The sequence below is a fragment of the Mycobacterium sp. DBP42 genome (genome assembly GCF_005924235.1).
Classification (GTDB): domain Bacteria; phylum Actinomycetota; class Actinomycetes; order Mycobacteriales; family Mycobacteriaceae; genus Mycobacterium; species Mycobacterium syngnathidarum.
This window is the reverse complement of sequence record NZ_VCMY01000012.1, coordinates 77,562-95,656: the sequence shown is the minus strand read 5'-3', so window position 1 is coordinate 95,656 and position 18,095 is coordinate 77,562. Positions and strand designations below refer to the sequence as shown.

Here is an 18,095-nt window from a genome sequence, read left to right as displayed (position 1 = left end):
ACAGAATCGCACTCCGGCACACGGATTCATGCGATTCTGCGTCTGCTCGCGCTAAAGGGTGACCGGCTCGGCGAAGACGGTGGCCGTCGAGCGGCCACGCAGCACAGTCGAACCCCGCACCACCCAATGCTGGCCCTCGTCGGCGTCGGCATGGGCCAGCGCACTCCCCGAACACAACACCGTGGACTCGCGGTCCTTGGCGTGGTCGGCCAGCCGCGCCGCCTCATTGACCGCATCACCGATCACTGTGTACTCGTAACGGTTCTCGGCACCGATGTTTCCTGCGAACACCGTCCCACACGAAATGCCCACGCCGAACTCCACATCGGGGAGCTCGTGCAGCCGTGGCACCAGCGCCCGCGCGGTGGCCAGCGCCGAGGAGGCCGGATTGTCCAGCCGTAGCGGTGCGCCGAACACCGCCAGCACGGCGTCACCCTCGAACTTGTTGATCAGGCCGTGATGCCGCTCGACGGTGTCCACCACAATCTTGAAGAAGCCGTTGAGCAGTTGCGCGACCTCCTGCGGCGGCCGCGACGCCCCCAACGCGGTAGAGCCGACCAGGTCGACGTAGAGCACGGCCGCCTCTCGGACGTCACCGGTGACCGCCGCGCCCTGCTGCAGCGCGTGACGGGCCACGTCGACCCCCACATAGCGACCGAACAGGTCGCGCAACCGGTTCCGCTCGGCCAGGCCGGCCAGCATCCGGTTGAATCCGTATTGGAGCCGGCCGATCTCAGACGATTCGTACACCTTGACCGAGACACCCGACCAGCCGCGTTCGACGGCTTTCATGGCCAGCACGACCTCCCCGATCGGGTCGGACACCGAGCGGGCCACCAGCACCATCGACCGCAGTCCGAAGACCAGCGAGACGACGGCCAGAACGAGCACAGCGGCCTCGACCGGCGCCGTCTTCTGCACGAACCAGCCGTTCGAGCGCGCCAGCACGATCAAGGCGATACCCACCATCGGCAGCCCGCTGAACAGCGTCCAGATCGTGATCAGGCGCGCCAGCACGCCGGGCATCCGGACGATCGCGGCAGAGGACGCAGTCAACGACGCGGCGACGATCGGCCGCAACATCCGTTGGGTCACCAGGAATCCCATACAGGCCGCAGCTACGCCGCCGAAGAGGATCGCACCGCCCATCACATAGGCGACACCACCGCCTGCGTCGAGGTTCAGCAGCGTGTACACGACTGCGCTCACTGCCCAGGTGGTGAACTGGATGATGGTCTGACGCGGCGCGATACGCATGGCCGCCTGCTGCTGTTTCGGTGTCGGATCCTTGCCCGCGGCAAACCATTTGAACGTCGGATGGACATTGACCCAGCCGACGACGGTGTCGACGATCGCGGCCGCGACCATCAGTGCGATCAGCGCGATCAGATTCGCCTGGGTCATCAGCTCGCGCGCATCACCGACGGTGTTGCGGCTCAGCGCCAGCACCACGAGTGTGACCGCGGCCGCAGCGGTGGTCTGCGCGTAGATCTGTCTGGCCGCGTAACTCACGCTGAGCCGGATCGCCCCCATCTTCAGAGGCCCAGGCCTACTTGATGTTCTGCTTCATCCCGTCGATATCCATCAGCACCGGCCATCCACTGACGCTAAGCGCATTGCCGTGCCCAGTCTGGTGAATATCGAACACCGATTGGATCGCAGCGTAGAAGCCCTGCACGTCGAGGGTCTGATTGACCGCGCGCTTGGCCTGGCGGAGCGCGAACGCCGGCATCTGCGCGATCTGTGCGGCCAATTCAGCGGTCTGGGTGTCGAGTTCGGCGCGCGGAACCACCCGGTTGACCATGCCGGTGCGCTCGGCTTCCTCGGCGGTCAGAGCGCGGCCGGTGAACAGGATCTCCTTGGCCTTGCGGGCACCGAGTTCCCAGGTGTGGCCGTGGTACTCGACACCGCCGATACCCATCAGCGCAACCGGATCGGAGAACAGCGCGTCGTCGGCGGCCAGGATCAGATCGCACGGCCAGCACAGCAGCAGGCCACCGGAGATACAGCGGCCCTGGACCGCCGCGATCGACGGCTTGGGCACGTTGCGCCACCGCAGGGTGTACTCCAGGTAGCGCCGAGACTCGTGCTCGATCAGGAACTCGAGGGTGATCTTGTCGGGTACCGGCCCACCACCGCGCAGGTCATGTCCCGCCGAGAAGTGCTTGCCGTTGGCCCGCAGCACGATCACTTTCACATCGCGGTCATCGGCAGCTCTGGTCCAGGCGGCGTCAAGTTCATCTAGAAGCTCGGGATTCTGGGCATTGGCCGCTTCCGGCCGGTTGAGGGTGATCGTGGCGATCGAATCGGCGACGTCGTAGTCGATGTACACGTGTTTCCTTCTGTTCACAGCTGCCACGCGACAGCCGCCTGTGCGAGCGTGGCGACCTCCCGCAAACAGCGCCCCGGCGGCGCCCCATCTGGCGCGAAACCCTTCTTCTCAAAGGACTTCTATAATTCCCGTGATGAGAATACTATTCTCACAGCACGAAAGTTACAATCTCCGACACGTTGGCCGCGAGGGGGTCCGGCACCACAATGGCAAGGCGTTCTCCGGTACAGTCAGTTCATGTTCTCCCCACTCGACAAGCGTCGGAGCGGCCAGTGACCACCGCTGGCGAAGAACCCGCGTGGAAGCAACGAGCTGTCGAGCGGTCGATCAAAACCGCCAAGTTGCGCGCCGCCCAGCGGGTGCAACGCTTCCTGGACGCAGCCCAGGCGATCATCATCGAGAAGGGCAGCACCGACTTCACCGTGCAGGAGGTCGTTGACCGCTCCCGGCAGTCGCTGCGCAGCTTCTACCTGCAGTTCGATGGTAAGCACGAGCTCCTGCTGGCGCTGTTCGAGGACGCGTTGAGCCGCTCGGCAGATCAGATCCGGGCCGCCACCTCCACACAGGGTGAGCCGATCGAACGGCTCAAGGTCGCCATCCAGCTGCTCTTCGAATCGTCCCGGCCCGATCCGGCGGCCAAACGCCCGCTGTTCACCGATTTCGCACCCCGTTTGCTGGTTTCACATCCCTCTGAAGTGAAAGTCGCGCACGCGCCACTGCTGGCCCTGCTGACCGAGCTCATGGAGGAAGCCTGCGAGGCCGGCCAGCTGCGCCCCGGGATCAACCCCCGCCGGATGGCTGCAATGACGATGCAGACGGTGATGTTCGTCGCGCAATCCAGCGGTGGCGCCGACGAGGCGTCGGTCCATCCGATCACCGCCGACGAGGTCTGGGACTTCGTGGCCAATGGATTCGCCGCCAGCTAGCTGAGAATTTCGTTCTCCTAAGGAAAGAATTTTCCTTGCACCCAGGTGCCGGTCCGATCTCCGGACTCACCGCCGTCTCGCCCCGAGTCGGGCGACTGACACCATCGACGCCCGCGCTTTGTGCGTGATCGTCGAGCAACCACAGCTGGAGCCGAGTGCTGTTCATGTCTTCGGGCCTGACCACGTAGGTACCGATGCGGACGGGTGCGCAGCGAATCACCGGATGGCCAGTCTCGTAGCGGGCGATCCGCCCGACCATGAGTGGCGTCGCGACGCATGCTTGAGAATTTCATTCTTCTAAGCAGAGAGTACAAATTGCCAGAAACGTATCTGTCGTTGACATGGTGGGCGACCCGGTGACAGAGTTGCTGAGCAGGTGCACAGAACTCACCGAGCATGTGGCAGACACGAGACAGAACTGGGGTAATCAATGACTGGACGGGTGGAAGGCAAGGTCGCGTTCGTCACCGGCGCGGCCCGCGGCCAGGGTCGTAGCCACGCAGTGCGGCTGGCGCAAGAAGGTGCCGACATCATCGCGATCGACATCTGCGGACCGATCCGGCCAGGCGTGGAGACCGCCATCCCGGCCTCCACCTCCGATGATCTGGCGGAAACCGCCAACCTCATCAAGGGGCTCGACCGCCGGGTGGTGACCGCCGAGGTCGACGTCCGCGACGCGGATGCGATCAAGGCGGCCGTCGACAGCGGCGTGGAACAGCTCGGCCGGCTCGACATCATCGTGGCCAACGCCGGTATCGGCAACGGCGGCGACGTGCTGCACGAAACCAGCCAGCTCGACTGGGACGAGATGATCGACATCAACCTGTCGGGCGTCTGGAAGTCCGTCAAAGCCGGTGTACCGCACCTGATCGAAGGTGGTCGCGGCGGCTCGATCGTCCTGACCAGCTCGGTCGGCGGACTCAAGGCGTACCCGCACTGCGGCAACTACGTCGCCGCCAAGCACGGCGTCGTCGGCCTGATGCGCGGCTTCGCCGTGGAGCTGGGCCAGCACAACATCCGTTGCAACAGCGTGCATCCCACACATGTGGCGACCCCCATGCTGCACAACGACGGCACATTCAAGATGTTCCGGCCCGACCTGGAGAACCCCGGTCCCGACGATATGGCACCGATCTGCCAGCTGTTCCACACCTTGCCCATCCCGTGGGTGGAGGCCGTGGACATCAGCAACGCCGTGCTGTTCCTGGCCTCCGACGAAGCCCGGTACGTCACCGGCGTGACCCTGCCGGTCGACGCGGGAAGCTGCCTCAAGTAGGTCCGGAGCCCTAACCCGGACCGAGGGTTGCAGCGCCGGTCTGCGGGTGGCGGTACCAGCCACCCGCAGCCCGCGTGCCACCATCGACGTGAATCGTCTGCCCGGTGACATAGCCCGACAGGCTGGAAGCAAGAAAGACTGCCGCTCCGGCGATTTCATCGACATCCCCAGCGCGGCCCATCGGGATGCCGTCAGCGATACCGGCAGGCGGACCTCCCGGAGACAATGCCAGCAGCCCCTCGGTGATGGTGAGGTCCGGGGCGATCGCGTTGACCCGGATGTCGTGCGGCGCAAGCTCGAACGACGCCGTCTGGGTGTAGTTGATGACGCCGGCCTTCGCAGCGGCATACGCGGCATAGCCGGGGGCCGCACGCACTCCTTCGATCGACGTGAGATTGATGATGCTGCCCGGCAACTCATCGGCGACCAAACGCCGTGCCACCCGCTGTGTGCACAGCAACACGTGACGAAGGTTGCTCTTGTACAGCGCATCCCAACCGTTCTCGCTGGTTTCCAGCAGCGCAGAGGCAAACACGCCCCCGGCATTGTTCACCAAGATGCGCACCGGGCCCAGGTCGTCGGCAGTCTGCGTCAACGCGGCGTCCACCTGCTCGGCGTCGCGCACATCGGTGACAATGCCCAGGGCACCGAGCGATTCGGCGGCAGCGGCGCAGCTGTCCGCATTACGCTCCCAAATGGCCACCGTGGCACCGAAGGCCGCCAAGCCGGCAGCGATACCCCTGCCGATACCGGTACCACCGCCGGTGACAACCGCCACCTGTCCGGTGAGCAAGATGTCAGAAGGATTGATAGCCATGGTTATTGAAGCTACTGCCTCGACTGGTGGTGAGGCCAGATGCCACGGTGGGTGAAGGGCGGCAGGACCGGCCTGGAATTTCCGGCCGATCCGGCAACACTTCTCAGTGCCGGCCCGGACTTTCTCACCGCTGCCCTGCAGGCGTTCGGTGCCCTCCCCCAAGGCAACCGAGTCAGCGCGATCACCCACTTCCAGGAATGCGGTGGCGGCAGCACCGGACGCAAGGCACTACTGGACGTGGACTATGCGCATCCAAGGGTTGGCTTGCCCACCGAGCTGTTCGTCAAGTTCTCCCGCGACTTCGACAATCCGCGCCGCGACCGCGGAAAGTCTCAGATGGACCTCGAGGTGGCCTTCGGGGAGTTGTCGGCCGGTTGCGCGCTGCCCGTCACCGTTCCGGCGTGCATGTTCGCCGACTACCACCACGACTCGTGCACCGGGATGCTGTTGACCGAGCGGATCTCGTTCGGTAACGCCGGTATTGAACCGCACTACGACAAGTGCCTGGACTACCGAATGCCCGACGCGCTCGGTCACTACCGGGCCTTGCTCACCTCGGTTGCCCGGCTGGCCGGCGCCCACAAGGCCGGTGTCCTCCCCGAGGAGGTGGCCGATCGATTCCGGTACGACGCCGCCAAGGTGGCCGTCGGCCGCCGCGTACACCACTCTGCCGATGAGCTCACCGCACAGGTCCACCGGCTGGTCGAATTCGCAGGCCGTTACCCGGCATTGCTACCACCTGCCGTCGCGAATCCGGGGTTTGTCGCCAGGATGCTCGCCGACGTCGACCGGATTGCCGCCGCCGAGGGTGCCGTCATGGCCCGGCTGCATTCCACAGAAGACCAGGTGGCGCTGTGTCACTGGAACGCCAACGTGGACAACGCCTGGTTCTGGGCCGACCCGGACGGGACCCTGAGCTGCGGGCTGATGGACTGGGGCTGTGTCAGCGTGATGAATGTGGCGATGGCGCTGTGGGGTTCGCTGTGCAGCGCCGAAACCGAGCTGTGGAAACAGCACATCGACGGGTTGCTGACCCATTTCGCGGCCGAGTACCGCTGCGCCGGTGGGCCCGCCATCGACCTCGACACCCTGCGCGCACAGCTGATGCTGTACGCCGCGGTGATGGGAGTGACCTGGCTGCTCGACACGCCGGCTTACCTGCAGTCCGTGTTGCCCGACCACGGCGTCGACCGCACAGACCCGTGCATAGCCGACCATGAAGCAGTGCGGTCCCCGCTCCTGATGCTCAGCAACGTTCTGCACCTCTGGGACACCGAGGATTTCGGGTCGCTGCTCGACGTGTTCGAGCGGGGTTGAGCCCCGGTCAGCGCGCCGCCTTGCGACGCCCGCCCACTCCTGGTTCAGTGCCGATCACGCCGTCCTCGGCCAACGTGGCGATCTCCCCTTCCGACAATCCCAGTTCCGTCAGCAATTCATGGTTGTGCTCACCCAGCAGCGGTGCCGGCTGACGGTGCAACGCCCGTGGTCCGTTGGCCAGCGAGACCGGCAGAGTGCTGTGCGGTGCGGCATTGTTCACCGGATGCCCCACATGTTCGAAGAACTGCCGGAACCGCACCTGCGGCAATTCCAACTGCCGGTGCGGCTGCATGACTTTCGCCACCGGAACACCGGCCGGCCACAGGGTTTCGACGATCTCGTCGCCGCTGCGCGGCAGACACCAGGCCGCCAGCTTCTCGTCGATCAGATCGTGGTGTGCTCGGCGCCCGTCGGCAGAATCGAGCTCTGGATCAGTCGCCCAATCCGGCAGGCCGAGCGCCGCGCGCAGGGCGGACCACTGGGCGTCGGAGTTGACCGCGATCGCAACCCAGCTGTCCGGGCGGCCGAACTCATCGATATCGGCGCACTGGTAGATGTTCTGCGGCGCCGCGGCCGGGCCACGGTTACCGTCGCGCTGCAGCAACGCCCCGTAGGCCGAATACTCGATGACCTGTTCGGCAGCGATGTTGAGCGCGGCGTCGACCATCGCGGCCTCGACGAGCACTCCCTGCCCGGTGCGGCGGCGATGCTCGAGCGCAAGCATCAGCCCCGACAATGCGTGGATCCCGGCATTGGGATCACCGATCGAATAAGGCTCGAACGGGGTGCGATCCGGGTAGCCCGTGAGCCAACTCAACCCGGACGAGTCCTCGATGATGTAGGCGAATGCCGGGTTGTCCCGCCACGGCCCGTCGAGCCCGAATCCGGGCATCCGCACCATGATGATGTCTTCGCGGAGCTCCCGTAGCGAGTCAAAATCGAGCCCGATCTGCTCGATCACTCTGGGGGTGAAGTTCTCCACCACCACGTCGCAGGTGCCAATCAGCCGGCGCAACAGATCCCGGCCCTGCTCGGTCTGGAAGTCCAGGGTCAAGCTCTTCTTGTTGGTGTTGAGCGCACTGAAGATCGGCGATCGCTCCCACCACTGCTCCACGCTGGCCGGGATACCGGCGATCAACCGGGTGCCGTCCGGGCGTGGGGTCGACTCCAGGTGGATCACCTCGGCGCCGAGCATGCCCAGCGGATGCGTGCACGACGGCCCGGCCCAGAACGTCGTCATGTCGAGCACCCGCAAGCCGCTGAACGGCAGGCGATCCCCGCGGGGCCTACCGGCCGGCACGTCGCGTGGGCTCAACGTGGCCGCCGCGACCTCCTTGGTGTGCTCCCCCAGGCGCGGTGCGCGTGACGCCGCCCGCAGTGCCACGCCTGAGAGCCGGTACGGCGCCGCCGGCTGGGTGAACCCATGCTGCGGATTGCGGATGAAAGCCTGTCGCTGCACGAAATGGTCCATGGCAGTGACGTTCTCCCCGTTGCCCACCGGGGAGTTGGGGATTCGGAACGCCGCGGCGAGCTCCCGCACGTCGTCGGCACGTTGCTCGCGCAGCCACGCGTACAACTCCCCGGCGTGCAAGTTGGCCTGCTCGGTGATCGTCAGCTCGGAGGACTCGTTGATCCATTCATCGTGGCCCGACATCGCACACAGGTCCCACCACTGCTGGGCAGTGCCGCATCCGAGTGCCACCAGACCGTCGGCCGCTTCGGCGATCCCGGGGACTGTGGGTTTGCGCTCGCTGCGCCACGGCCGGCCCAGCATTTCGAAATAGGTGACCGGGTAGTACGTCAGACCCAGGATCTGGGCCTCCAGCGCCGAGAGATCCACCAGTTCCCCGTGACCGTCCCTGACCGCCCGGGCCCGGAACGCCAGCGTCATCGCCGCCGCGTAGGCGCCGGCCAGCCACTCGCCCACCTGCCCGCCGATCGATACCGGCGCGCGGTCCTGCACTCCTCGGCCGATGCCGATTGCGCCGCCCGACCAGCCTTGCAAGGTGAACTCGGTGGCAGGCCGGCCACTCCACGGCCCGTCCAAACCGAACGGCGTGATCGTGGTGACGATGAGGTGCGGATGCCGCCGGAACAGTTCCTCCGGTGCGACCGCCTGCGCGACAGCCGATTCCGGAGACCAGACCACTGCGTCGGCCGCCGCCACCAGCCGGTCCACCAGCTGCATTTCTCCGGGCTCGACGACCACACTGCGTTTGCCGCCGGCCAGGAAGGTGAACAGGGCACCGTCCTCATCCGGTGCGATGCCCGCACCAGACGCCGACCAGCGGCGCAACGGATCACCTTCGGGGGCTTCGACTTTGATCACATCGGCGCCACCGTCGGCGAGCATCTTCGTGGCGTATGCCCCGGCGATACCGCTGGACAGGTCGACAACGGTGTAACCGTCAAGTGGTGAGCTCATGTGCCTATTCGGGTTTCGCCCGGTTTTTCTTGGACAGCCGGAACTCGGGCGGGAATTTGCTGTCATTGTCATTGACCGCGGCCGACAAACCGGTATCGATCGACTCGAACATGTCCAGGTCGTCCTCGCTGTCGTTGGCCACTCCGTTGCCCATCGACTCGAAGAATGCGCTCAGCAGGCTGCCCATGTATTCACCCTGCTGCTGTTTGAAGATCTCGAAGAACATCTTCTGCTGAAAAACGGTGTCCACCGGTCGGTTCCGGGTACATGCCAGCGCGTACTTCTGTACCTCGTCTTCCAGCTGATCCCGCGGCACCACCTTGTTCAGGAAGTTGCAGTCGTACATCTCCGCGGCGGTGAAGGGCCGCCCCGTGAAGACCATCTCCTGGAACTTGCGCAGACCCATCATCTGGACCCACGTCCACATCCGGGGCCCCCAGCCGTGATACCGGAAGGACGGGTGGCCGAACAGCGCGTCGTCTGAGGAGATCACCAGATCCGCATCGGCACACTGGTAGAAGTGCCAGCCGTAACAGTAGCCCTTGGCCTCCACGATGCTGATCTTCTTGAAGTCCTGTAGCGCCCGGTTGCCGGCCTGGGAGTTGGCGTACCAGGAGCTGATTGTGGCGCCGTTACGGAATGTGCCCTTGGGTGGGTAGGTCACCTCGCCGACTCCGTCATCCTCCAGCCGCAGCTCGGCGAGCCGGACTGCCGGATTGTCGTTGCCCTCCATGAACTCTGGGAGGTCGGCGCCGCTGCCCAGGTTGTCCCCGGCACCGCGGATGATCACGACCTTCACGTCGTTGTCGGCGTTGGCCGCGCGCAGCACATCGGCGTAGCGCAACCGTGCCATCGACGTCGGCGCGTTGAGGAACTCCGGCCGGTTGAACGTGATGGTGGCGATCTTGGTCTTGGGGTCCTTCTCGTAGAGGATGATCTCCTCAGGTTTGGGCCGGTCAGGCATGTGCCGCCTCACTATCTGATGGGGTTTGGGTGAGCACCTCGGGGCCGTCGGCGCCGATGACAACGGCATCGCGGGTGAACACCGCGCCGACGCCCGGCTCCCAGACGTACCCGGTCACTGCGAGCACCATGCCCTCCTCAAGGAACTCGGATTCGGCGGTCGCCCGCAGGTTCTGCGACACCACCGGCGGGTCGAATCCCAACCCGAGTCCGTGTGCCACCGGCATCGCCGGCAGCTTTTCGCCCGCCTGCTCATACGCATCCAGCAGAGCACTCGTCGGCTTGCCGGGGCGGCAGACATCGATCAGCCTGTCCCACAGTTCATCCCGTCGCCGATACAGTGAGCGCACCGTATCCGTCGGCTCGCCGACATACCGCGTACGCGCGACCTCGGCGACGTAACCGTCGGCGAGCACGCCCGCCGACAAAGCCACCAGGTCGCCCTCGCTCACTCGTCCGTCGCCTTCGGCCCGGCGCCACGGGTGGTCCTTCGAAGTGACCCACGCGGCGTCCTGGGTCGCGGGCGTGCTCACCCCGCCGGCCGCCTCGGCCTCCAATATCGTGCCGGCAAGGCGCTTCTCACTGATCCCGGGAGCCAGCTCTGCCGCCCCTCTCGCCAATGCTTCCTCGGCGACAGCCAGTGCCCGCCGCAGCGCCAGAATTTCTTCGGAGGTCTTGACGCGCCGCGCTGCGCGCATGGCCTGCTCAGCGTCGACCAGTTCCGCGTTCGGAAAGGCCATCGGCAACAGCTTGGCGAACGTCGGCGTCAGAGCATCGGTTCCAACCCGGCGGGCGGTATCGGTGCCCTCGATGTTCTGCAGCACACCGATCAGGGTCATCGGATTCCATGCCAACCCGTACAGGTTCTCGTGCGGGATCTCCTCAGGTATGCCCTCGTCCCATGTGCTGTTCAAGTGGATCTCGCCGGTCGCGCGGACGAACGTGCAGATCGGCCCGAACGGCCGGGTACCCACCACCCACAGCTGCGGAGCGCCGGAGATGTACCGGACGTTGGCCTGCCTGCCGAGGACCAGCACGTCGAGGTCGTGGGCCTCCATCTGTGCGATGGCGCGCTCCCGGCGGCTGACGCGCAGGGCCCGGCCGTCGGCCTCGATTTCAGTTCCCACGGGACACCTCATAGGGGTCGTACGGATATGCGGTCAGCGGCATCCAGCCACCCTCGGTGACCACCACGATCTCCTCGCCGCGGTAACCGCCGGTGCCGTCCTCCCAGACCACCGGCTCGAACACCAGCAACATGCCCTCGGGGAAGACGAAGTTGTCGTCCCATTCCTGGCCGAGATCCGTTCCGATCATCGGCATTTCAGCTGCGCTGGTACCGATGCCGTGGCCCAGGTAGAAGTGCGGTAGCCACGGTTTCTCTCCGCCGGCGGCTTCCGTTGCCGCACGGCCGAGATCACCACAGGTGGCGCCGGCCTTGGTCACCGCGAGCACCGCGTCGACGATCCGACTCCACTTGTCGAACTGCTTCTGCTGGGCCGGTGTCGGGTCCTGGCCGACGATCCATGTCCGGCCGTGGTCGGAACAGTAACCGTGGTAGGCGATGGACACGTCGGTCCACAGCACATCGCCGCGCTGCAACTCGCGCTCGGTGGTGAGCAGGGGCAGGGCGAGGTCACCGGTGGTGGTCCAGGCGCCCTCCGCTCGCGAAGCCGGCATGGCCTGCCAGATCGAGTCGAACATGTTCGTGGTGGCACCGAGTTCGAAAGTACGGCGCACGAATTCGGCGGACAGGTCGATCTGCCGCACACCGGGCGCCACTGACTTGTGAATCTCGGCGATGGCCTCCTCCGTGATCCGGCAGGCACGCCGGATGCACGCGATCTGGTCGATCGTCTTGACGATCTTCGCCGCGCCGATCGCCGGCGCGGCATCAACCGGTGCGCTGGGGAACAGAGCGCTGCCGGCCAGCCGCATCGCCCCGGTCAACTCATCGGTCGCGATTGTCGCACCCGCGGGCACCAAACTGGCCAGGATCTGCGCGAATTCCGCGACACCTTCGTCGAATTCGAGATACACCGGACCGTGGAGGTGGTCATCGGGCAGCCCGGTTTCCATGGCCGCACCCTCCCGGAACGGCAGGAACAGGTGCGGGTGCTCGTCACCGGCCAGCACGACTGCGACCGGCCGCTCGACATGCGAGAGTCCGGCGTCGGCCAGCGGCCAGGCGATACCGGTGGCATACATGACGTTGCTGTTGCCCAGCAGGACGAGCACATCCACGCCCTGATCGGCCATCGCCGCGTGCAGACGCGCCCCGACCTCTCGGCGCATCCGGGCCAGGTCAGGCTCGTCTGGAATGTCGAGCGGGGTGAAGCCGGTTCGGGCGATCTGGGTGACGCCCGCCTGGGTGGCTATGCTCATGCGAGCCCCAGGAACTTCTGGATGTTGGTGGACACGATCTTGGTCGCGTTCTCCGGACCCACCGCATCGACAACGGTGGCCAGCGACTTCTCCGAATACCCGAAAGTGCTTTCGTTGTGCGGGTAGTCGCTGGACCACATCACGTTGTCCACCCCGATCTCGTCGATCAGCCGCAGGCCCAACGGATCCACCATGAACGAAGCCGACATGTGCTTGTCCCAGTAGTACCGGACATCGTGCTGCAGTTCGTGATTGAACATGTGCCGGTAGGAAGCCAACATGTGCTCGGCGTCCTGCAGCGCGGTGGGCACCCAGGCGATTCCGCCCTCGAACCATCCCACCTTCAGCTTGGGGTGACGATCGAGAATGCCCGAGAAGACGTACTTGGCGAACTGCTCGCGGAATGAGTCGACATTGACCATCATGCCGACCACGACGCTGTTGTTCTCGCAGGGAGTCTTCGGCGGAGTCTCGCCGATGTGGTGGCTGACCGGAATTCCGGATGCTTCGATCTCATCCCAGACCGCGTCCATCGCGGTGCTGCCGTAGTCGTAGACGTTGCCCTCGTCGTCCTTGCCCGGATTCAGCGGCAACAGGAACGTCTTGAGTCCCAGCGACTTCAGTTCCTCAAGGGTGCTGCGCGTCCCCTTGGGGTCCCACCAGTTGATCAGCCCGACGCCGTAGAAGTGCCCTTTCGACTCCTCCTGCAGCGCGGCGATGTGCTCGTTGTAGATGCGGAACACCCGCTCGCGCAACGCCTTGTCCGGATAGTGGAACAGCGCCAGCACCGCGTTGGGGAACGCCAGCTCCTTGTCGATGCCGTCCTCTTTGAGCTCGCGGACACGTGCCGCGATGTTGTTGGACGCAGCCCCGGCCAGGTCGTCGTACTGCATCAGCACACGCCCGAAATCGCCCCCGGTCCAGGCCTTGCCCTTCATGCCGACCATGTAGGCGCCGTCCTCGTACCAGATCCGTGGCGCGGCTCCCTTGAGCTCCTCGGGGAAGCGCTCGTAGAAGATGTCGTCGGCTACCGAGATGTGGTTGTCGGCCGAGAAGATCGTGGTGCCCGGTGGTAATCCGGGCAGCCCGTCCGCTGACGCATGGCCCTTGCGGTTCTTCGGCGCACCGAAGCCCTCGGGCGGATAGAGGGTCGTCGAAGCGGTCATGAGTGGTACTCCAATCGGGCTGTAAGGGCTGAGAGTTCGGCTGGCCGGCACCTACCAGGTGACGGGGAGTTCGTAGACGCCGTAGGCGAGGCGGTCGTGCTTGAACGGCACCTCGTCGAGCGGCACGGCCAGGCGCAGGGTCGGGATCCGGCGCAGCAGGGTGTGGAACACGATCTGCAGTTCAGCGCGAGCAAGCTGCTGACCCACACACTGGTGCCTGCCGTAGCCGAAGCCGAGTTGCTGGCTGGCATCGCGGCTGAGGTCGAGCTTGTCGGGCTCCGGGTAGGCCCTCGCATCCCAGTTGGCCGGGGACAGATCGATGATGACGCCGTCACCAGTGCGGATGGTCTCACCGCTGATCTCGATATCCTCCAGCGCCACGCGGCGCTGGCCGGTCTGGATGATGGACAGATAGCGCATCAGTTCCTCGACCGCGTTGGCGATCACCTTCGGATCCTCGGCATCGCGCAAGAAGTCGGCCTGCTCGGGGTTCTCCAACAGCGCCAGGATCCCGATGCCGATCATGTTGGCGGTGGTCTCGTGCCCGGCGATCAACAGGCCGGTGCCCAGCTGGGCGGCCTCCTTGACGCTGATCTCTCCGGCGTTCACGCGCTCGGCCAGATCGGACACCGCGTCCTCGGACGGGTTGGCCTGCTTCTCCTCGACCAGATTGATCAGGTACTGGTGCAGGCTCATCGCGCCTTTCTGCATGGCGTCCGCTGCGGCGTAGCGGGCCAGCCCGGCGTTCGCGTGCTCCTGGAAGAACTCGTGGTCTTCGTACGGCACACCGAGCATCTCGCTGATCACCACGGTGGGCACCGGCAAGGCCAACTTCGCGACGAGGTCGGCCGGCTGCGGACCCGCCAGGATCTCGTCGATGCACTCATCGGTGATCTTCTGGATGGCCGCGCGCAACCCCTCGACGCGGCGGAACGTGAACGGCTTGGACAACATCCGGCGGAACCGGGTGTGCTCCTCGGCATCGGAGGTGAATACCGAGCGCGGCCGCTTGTCGACGGTGGAGAGCATGTGCTCGTTCCAGTGCGGGAAGCCCTCGATCCGGTCGTCCACACTGATCCGAGAGTCTGCGAAGAGGGTCCGGGCCTCCTCGTGGCCGGTGATCAACCACGGGGTGCTGCCGTTCCAGATCTTCACGCGGAACAGGCCTTTGGGGTTGCCCAACATGGGCGCCGGGGGGGCGAACGGGCATGCCGCCGCACGCTCCATCGGGTATTCGGGGATGTCAACTTCGGTCACGGTTTCGGACACGTCATTCCTCAGGTCAGTCGTGGATCTCGATGGCTAGGGCTGGGCAGGCCGCCGCGGCACGGCGGGCGTTGTCTACATGGTCCGGGCCGGGTTCAGGTTCCAGCAGGACGACGACACCGTCTTCGTCGCGCTGGTCGAACACCTCGCTGGCGTTGAGTACGCACTGCCCCGACGAGACGCACTTGTCTTGGTTGACAGTGACTTTCATATGAGGTCGCTTTCTTGGGTAACCGGTGCCATCCACAGGCCGACGATCGCGTCGATCAACCCCGACGCCGCACCGTGCCAGGACGCCCGCGGCACGTTGCCGCCCTGGGCCATCGCCCGCTCCCGGTCGGCGCAGCTGTGCATCAACAGGTTGCGTGCCATGATGTTGCGTTCGGCGCGGACCTCGGCGGGCAGATCCGGCAGGCAGTTGTTCATCCCCTCGATGACCTGCACCAGCGATCGCGAGCTCAGCGCATCGCGGACCACGATGTTGTGGTAGGCCGGATCGGTCATCACCTGCGCGGCGAACCTGGCGTACCAGGTCGGGTTCCCCAGGGCCGCAAGGTGATCGGTGAGTGGCTGCACGAGGCAGGCAACCCAGTCCCGCAGGCCGGCCGAAGCCCCGGTGTCGGCCACCATCTGCTCGCGCAGGCATTCGATGGGGCCGCGGTGCTTGTGTTCGATCGCGCGGACCAGATCGGTCTTGGTGCCGAAGTGGTAGCCGACGGCAGCGTTGTTGCCTTGCCCGGCCGCCTCACTCACCTGACGGTTGGACACCGCGAACACGCCGTGTTCGGCATACAGCCGCTCAGCCGCCTTGAGGATCGCCTCCTGGGTACTGCTTGCCCGGTCGGCACGGGCGGTCCGGTTGGCTGCTGTCACCGTTACAGTCAACGCCCCTCCTGTAATTAAGTCAAGCAGTTGATTTAAATTCGCCCGCGATCGGCCCAAACTGCGCCTTTTGGCTGGACAACCTGGCTTTTGACCAGAGGGCGTAGCAGGTCAGGACTGCGGTTTGGACTTGCGGGCGAGGACCTTGCCCGCGACGGTGCCCCCGTCGATCGGCAGGATCGTCCCGGTCACGTACCGGGAGCGGTCGGTGGCGAAGTAGAGCGCGGCCTCGGCCACGTCCTCGACGGTGCCCTCTCGCTTGAGCGGGCGGTCGTTGCGCATCTGAGCGCGGATCCCCGCCTCGAATTCCTCGATGCGCTCACGCTCCTCGGGTGAGGCCGACTTGGCCACGATCGCCGTGCGGATATTTCCCGGGGCGATGGCGTTGACCCGAATCTCGTAGTGGGCCAACTCGATCGCCGCGGACTTGGTGAACTGGATGACTGCGGCCTTGGATGCGCGATACGTCATCACCCCGCCGCCGGCCTGGATCCCGCCGATCGAGGTCAGGTTGAGAATCGAACCGCCACCGTGCTCGGCCATGTACCGCGCGGCATCGCGGGTGCCGGCCATCACCGCCCGGACGTTGACCCGCATCACGGAATCGAAGTCGGCGAGATCGTCGTCGAGGAACCGCCTGTGCATCCGACCCGAGACGCCGGCGTTGTTGACCATGACGTCCAAGCCGCCGAAGGTCTCCACTGCCGTCGATACCAGGCGCCCCACCTGTTCGACGTCACTGACGTCGGCGAGCAGGAACCGAGCGTTCTCACCCAACTCGTCGGCCAGGGCCTTCCCGCGCTCCTCGTCGATGTCGCCGATCATCACCTTGGCGCCCTCGGCGGCGAACCGGCGTACCAGTCCCTCACCAAGTCCCGACGCACCGCCGGTGACGACCGTGACTTTTCCGGCCAACTCGTTGCTCATCACACCTCTTTCAGGAATTCCAGCAGCACTACGGTCAGCGCGGCAGGCTGTTCGATCTGCGGGCAGTGCCCTGCTCCGGCGATCACCGCACTGCGGGCACCGGCGATCTGGCCCGCTATTTCGGCGGCCCAGCCGGACGGCAGCAGCTTGTCACGATCCCCCTCGATGATCATGGTCGGCACACCGATGCGGTCATATGCCCGCTGCGCCGACGGCATCGCCGGCGGCTGGAGGCCGGGCCGACGAAACCGGGCCGCGGCCAAGGTTTCCCAGGCCCCCGGCGCGATGCTCGACTCATACCGCCGCTGCACATACGCCTCGTCGGCCGGATAGGCCGGATCGGCGAACAGCGCGGTCACGATGCGTCGCATCCCGTCCGGCGTGGCGTCGTAGTCGTACAACGCCGCCGAATGCTCGTTGCGCTGGATCTCCCCTCCCCCGCAGATCGCGGTCAGCGATCGCACCGGCAACCGGGGAGCATCCGAGGTCGCATCGACCAGCAGGTTGATCGCACCCATCGAGTTTCCGACGAAATGCGCTGAGGCGACATCAAGTTCGGCGCAGAACCGGGCGATGTGCCGAATTCGCATGCCGCGGCCGTCGTTGAAATCGATGACTTTGGCGCTCTCACCGAAGCCCAGCATGTCCGGGGCCAGCACCCGGTAGTGCCCGGCCAACTCGCCGATGACCCGCTCCCACCCCAGTTCGGCCCCCGCACCGAACTCGCCACCGTGCAGCAGGACGACCGGGTCACCCTGGCCGGCTTCCAGATAGCTGGTGGCCAGGCCGTCGACGTCGATGCTCTTGCGGGTGAACGTCCGCTGTGCCGTCACTGCACCGCCCCGTCGGCCCGACCGAAACCCAACAACTGGGTAGCCAGCATCTCGAGTTGGCCGCGGACGGTTCCATCGGCCAATTCACCTGTCTCAGCCCAGATCTTGTCCGCGGAGTTGATTGCCACACCGAGCGGGGTGGGCCAGGCCCGCAACGCATGCCCAATGGAGCGCAGCTGTCCCAGAGTTCCGACGGCGGCCTGCCAACCGTAGGCGCAGCTGATGCAGCCCCACGGGGTGTTGTCCAGGTAGACCCGCGGGTCCTCGCGCAGATCCTCGATGTAGTCCAGCGCGTTCTTGACCAGGCCGGAGATCGCACCGTGATAACCGGGCGAACCCACCACGACGGCGTCGGCGTCGCGTAAGGCGGAGACGAACTCCAGGGCTGCCGGCGTGCGCTCCAATGAATGTGGCGCATACATGGGCAGCTCCAGGTCGGGCCCGGCGAACATCCGGGTCCGGCCACCTTGGCGTTCCACCGATTCCAGGCAGTATCGCACCGCCCGCTCGGTCGAGGAGTCGGCCCGCAAGGTGCCACCCATCCCGACCACGAATGGCACTCTCTCAGTTGACGTCATAC

Annotated in this window: 17 protein-coding genes; 3 read left to right on the top strand and 14 right to left on the bottom strand. The window is 65.6% G+C overall.

What is annotated here, in order from left to right:
• Positions 1-51: 51 nt before the first annotated feature.
• Entirely contained in the window at positions 52-1,533 is a 1,482-nt protein-coding gene (locus E0T84_RS14320; RefSeq protein WP_138744760.1) for an adenylate/guanylate cyclase domain-containing protein, read from the bottom strand.
• A 16-nt stretch (positions 1,534-1,549) separates the two neighbouring features.
• Positions 1,550-2,332, bottom strand: a complete 783-nt coding sequence (locus tag E0T84_RS14315; RefSeq protein WP_070945108.1) for an enoyl-CoA hydratase — start codon at positions 2,330-2,332, stop codon at positions 1,550-1,552.
• Between the two features lie 206 nt (positions 2,333-2,538).
• On the opposite strand from E0T84_RS14315, the gene E0T84_RS14310 reads away from it, so the two are divergent.
• Positions 2,539-3,258, top strand: a complete 720-nt coding sequence (locus E0T84_RS14310; RefSeq protein WP_075910153.1) for a TetR/AcrR family transcriptional regulator — start codon at positions 2,539-2,541, stop codon at positions 3,256-3,258.
• Positions 3,259-3,688: 430 nt separating this feature from the next.
• Positions 3,689-4,534: a mycofactocin-coupled SDR family oxidoreductase gene (locus E0T84_RS14305; RefSeq protein ID WP_138744759.1), complete on the top strand. Its 846-nt coding sequence runs from the start codon at positions 3,689-3,691 to the stop codon at positions 4,532-4,534.
• Between the two features lie 10 nt (positions 4,535-4,544).
• Here E0T84_RS14305 and E0T84_RS14300 read toward each other — a convergent pair whose 3' ends face one another.
• Complete coding sequence (locus E0T84_RS14300; protein ID WP_138744758.1) at positions 4,545-5,351, bottom strand: SDR family NAD(P)-dependent oxidoreductase; 807 nt, start codon at positions 5,349-5,351, stop codon at positions 4,545-4,547.
• Between the two features lie 39 nt (positions 5,352-5,390).
• Between E0T84_RS14300 and E0T84_RS14295 the strand changes: the two genes are divergently transcribed.
• Positions 5,391-6,668 carry a hypothetical protein gene (locus E0T84_RS14295; RefSeq protein WP_138744757.1) on the top strand — a complete coding sequence of 426 codons (1,278 nt, stop codon included), beginning with the start codon at positions 5,391-5,393 and terminating at the stop codon, positions 6,666-6,668.
• 7 nt (positions 6,669-6,675) lie between these two features.
• On the opposite strand, the gene E0T84_RS14290 is transcribed toward E0T84_RS14295, so the two are convergent.
• The 11 genes from E0T84_RS14290 to E0T84_RS14240 all read right to left on the bottom strand — a co-directional run bounded on the left by E0T84_RS14290 (position 6,676) and on the right by E0T84_RS14240 (position 18,093).
• Positions 6,676-9,093, bottom strand: coding sequence for a CaiB/BaiF CoA-transferase family protein (locus tag E0T84_RS14290; RefSeq protein WP_138744756.1), 2,418 nt, complete (start codon positions 9,091-9,093; stop codon positions 6,676-6,678).
• 4 nt (positions 9,094-9,097) lie between these two features.
• Positions 9,098-10,057, bottom strand: coding sequence for an enoyl-CoA hydratase/isomerase family protein (locus E0T84_RS14285; protein WP_138744755.1), 960 nt, complete (start codon positions 10,055-10,057; stop codon positions 9,098-9,100).
• Entirely contained in the window at positions 10,050-11,183 is a 1,134-nt protein-coding gene (locus E0T84_RS14280) for a Xaa-Pro peptidase family protein (RefSeq protein ID WP_070945113.1), read from the bottom strand. Before E0T84_RS14280 ends, E0T84_RS14285 begins: the two co-directional genes overlap by 8 nt.
• A complete protein-coding gene (locus tag E0T84_RS14275; RefSeq protein WP_070945114.1) occupies positions 11,173-12,441 on the bottom strand; it encodes a Xaa-Pro peptidase family protein in 1,269 nt (422 codons plus the stop codon). The genes E0T84_RS14280 and E0T84_RS14275 overlap by 11 nt, the downstream gene beginning before the upstream one ends.
• The gene (locus E0T84_RS14270) at positions 12,438-13,607 is read right to left on the bottom strand and encodes an amidohydrolase family protein (protein WP_070945115.1); all 1,170 of its coding nucleotides are present in this window, start codon (positions 13,605-13,607) and stop codon (positions 12,438-12,440) included. The genes E0T84_RS14275 and E0T84_RS14270 overlap by 4 nt, the downstream gene beginning before the upstream one ends.
• Positions 13,608-13,658: 51 nt before the next feature.
• A complete protein-coding gene (locus E0T84_RS14265; protein WP_255741060.1) occupies positions 13,659-14,834 on the bottom strand; it encodes a cytochrome P450 in 1,176 nt (391 codons plus the stop codon).
• Between the two features lie 55 nt (positions 14,835-14,889).
• The gene (locus E0T84_RS14260) at positions 14,890-15,084 is read right to left on the bottom strand and encodes a ferredoxin (protein WP_138744754.1); all 195 of its coding nucleotides are present in this window, start codon (positions 15,082-15,084) and stop codon (positions 14,890-14,892) included.
• Positions 15,081-15,746 (bottom strand): TetR/AcrR family transcriptional regulator, encoded by a 666-nt coding sequence (locus tag E0T84_RS14255; RefSeq protein ID WP_171055027.1) that lies wholly within the window; start codon positions 15,744-15,746, stop codon positions 15,081-15,083. The genes E0T84_RS14260 and E0T84_RS14255 overlap by 4 nt, the downstream gene beginning before the upstream one ends.
• 120 nt (positions 15,747-15,866) lie before the next feature.
• Positions 15,867-16,682 carry an SDR family NAD(P)-dependent oxidoreductase gene (locus tag E0T84_RS14250; RefSeq protein WP_138744753.1) on the bottom strand — a complete coding sequence of 272 codons (816 nt, stop codon included), beginning with the start codon at positions 16,680-16,682 and terminating at the stop codon, positions 15,867-15,869.
• Positions 16,682-17,515, bottom strand: a complete 834-nt coding sequence (locus tag E0T84_RS14245) for an alpha/beta fold hydrolase (RefSeq protein ID WP_138744752.1) — start codon at positions 17,513-17,515, stop codon at positions 16,682-16,684. Before E0T84_RS14245 ends, E0T84_RS14250 begins: the two co-directional genes overlap by 1 nt.
• The gene (locus E0T84_RS14240) at positions 17,512-18,093 is read right to left on the bottom strand and encodes an NADPH-dependent FMN reductase (protein WP_138744751.1); all 582 of its coding nucleotides are present in this window, start codon (positions 18,091-18,093) and stop codon (positions 17,512-17,514) included. Before E0T84_RS14240 ends, E0T84_RS14245 begins: the two co-directional genes overlap by 4 nt.
• Positions 18,094-18,095: the final 2 nt, after the last annotated feature.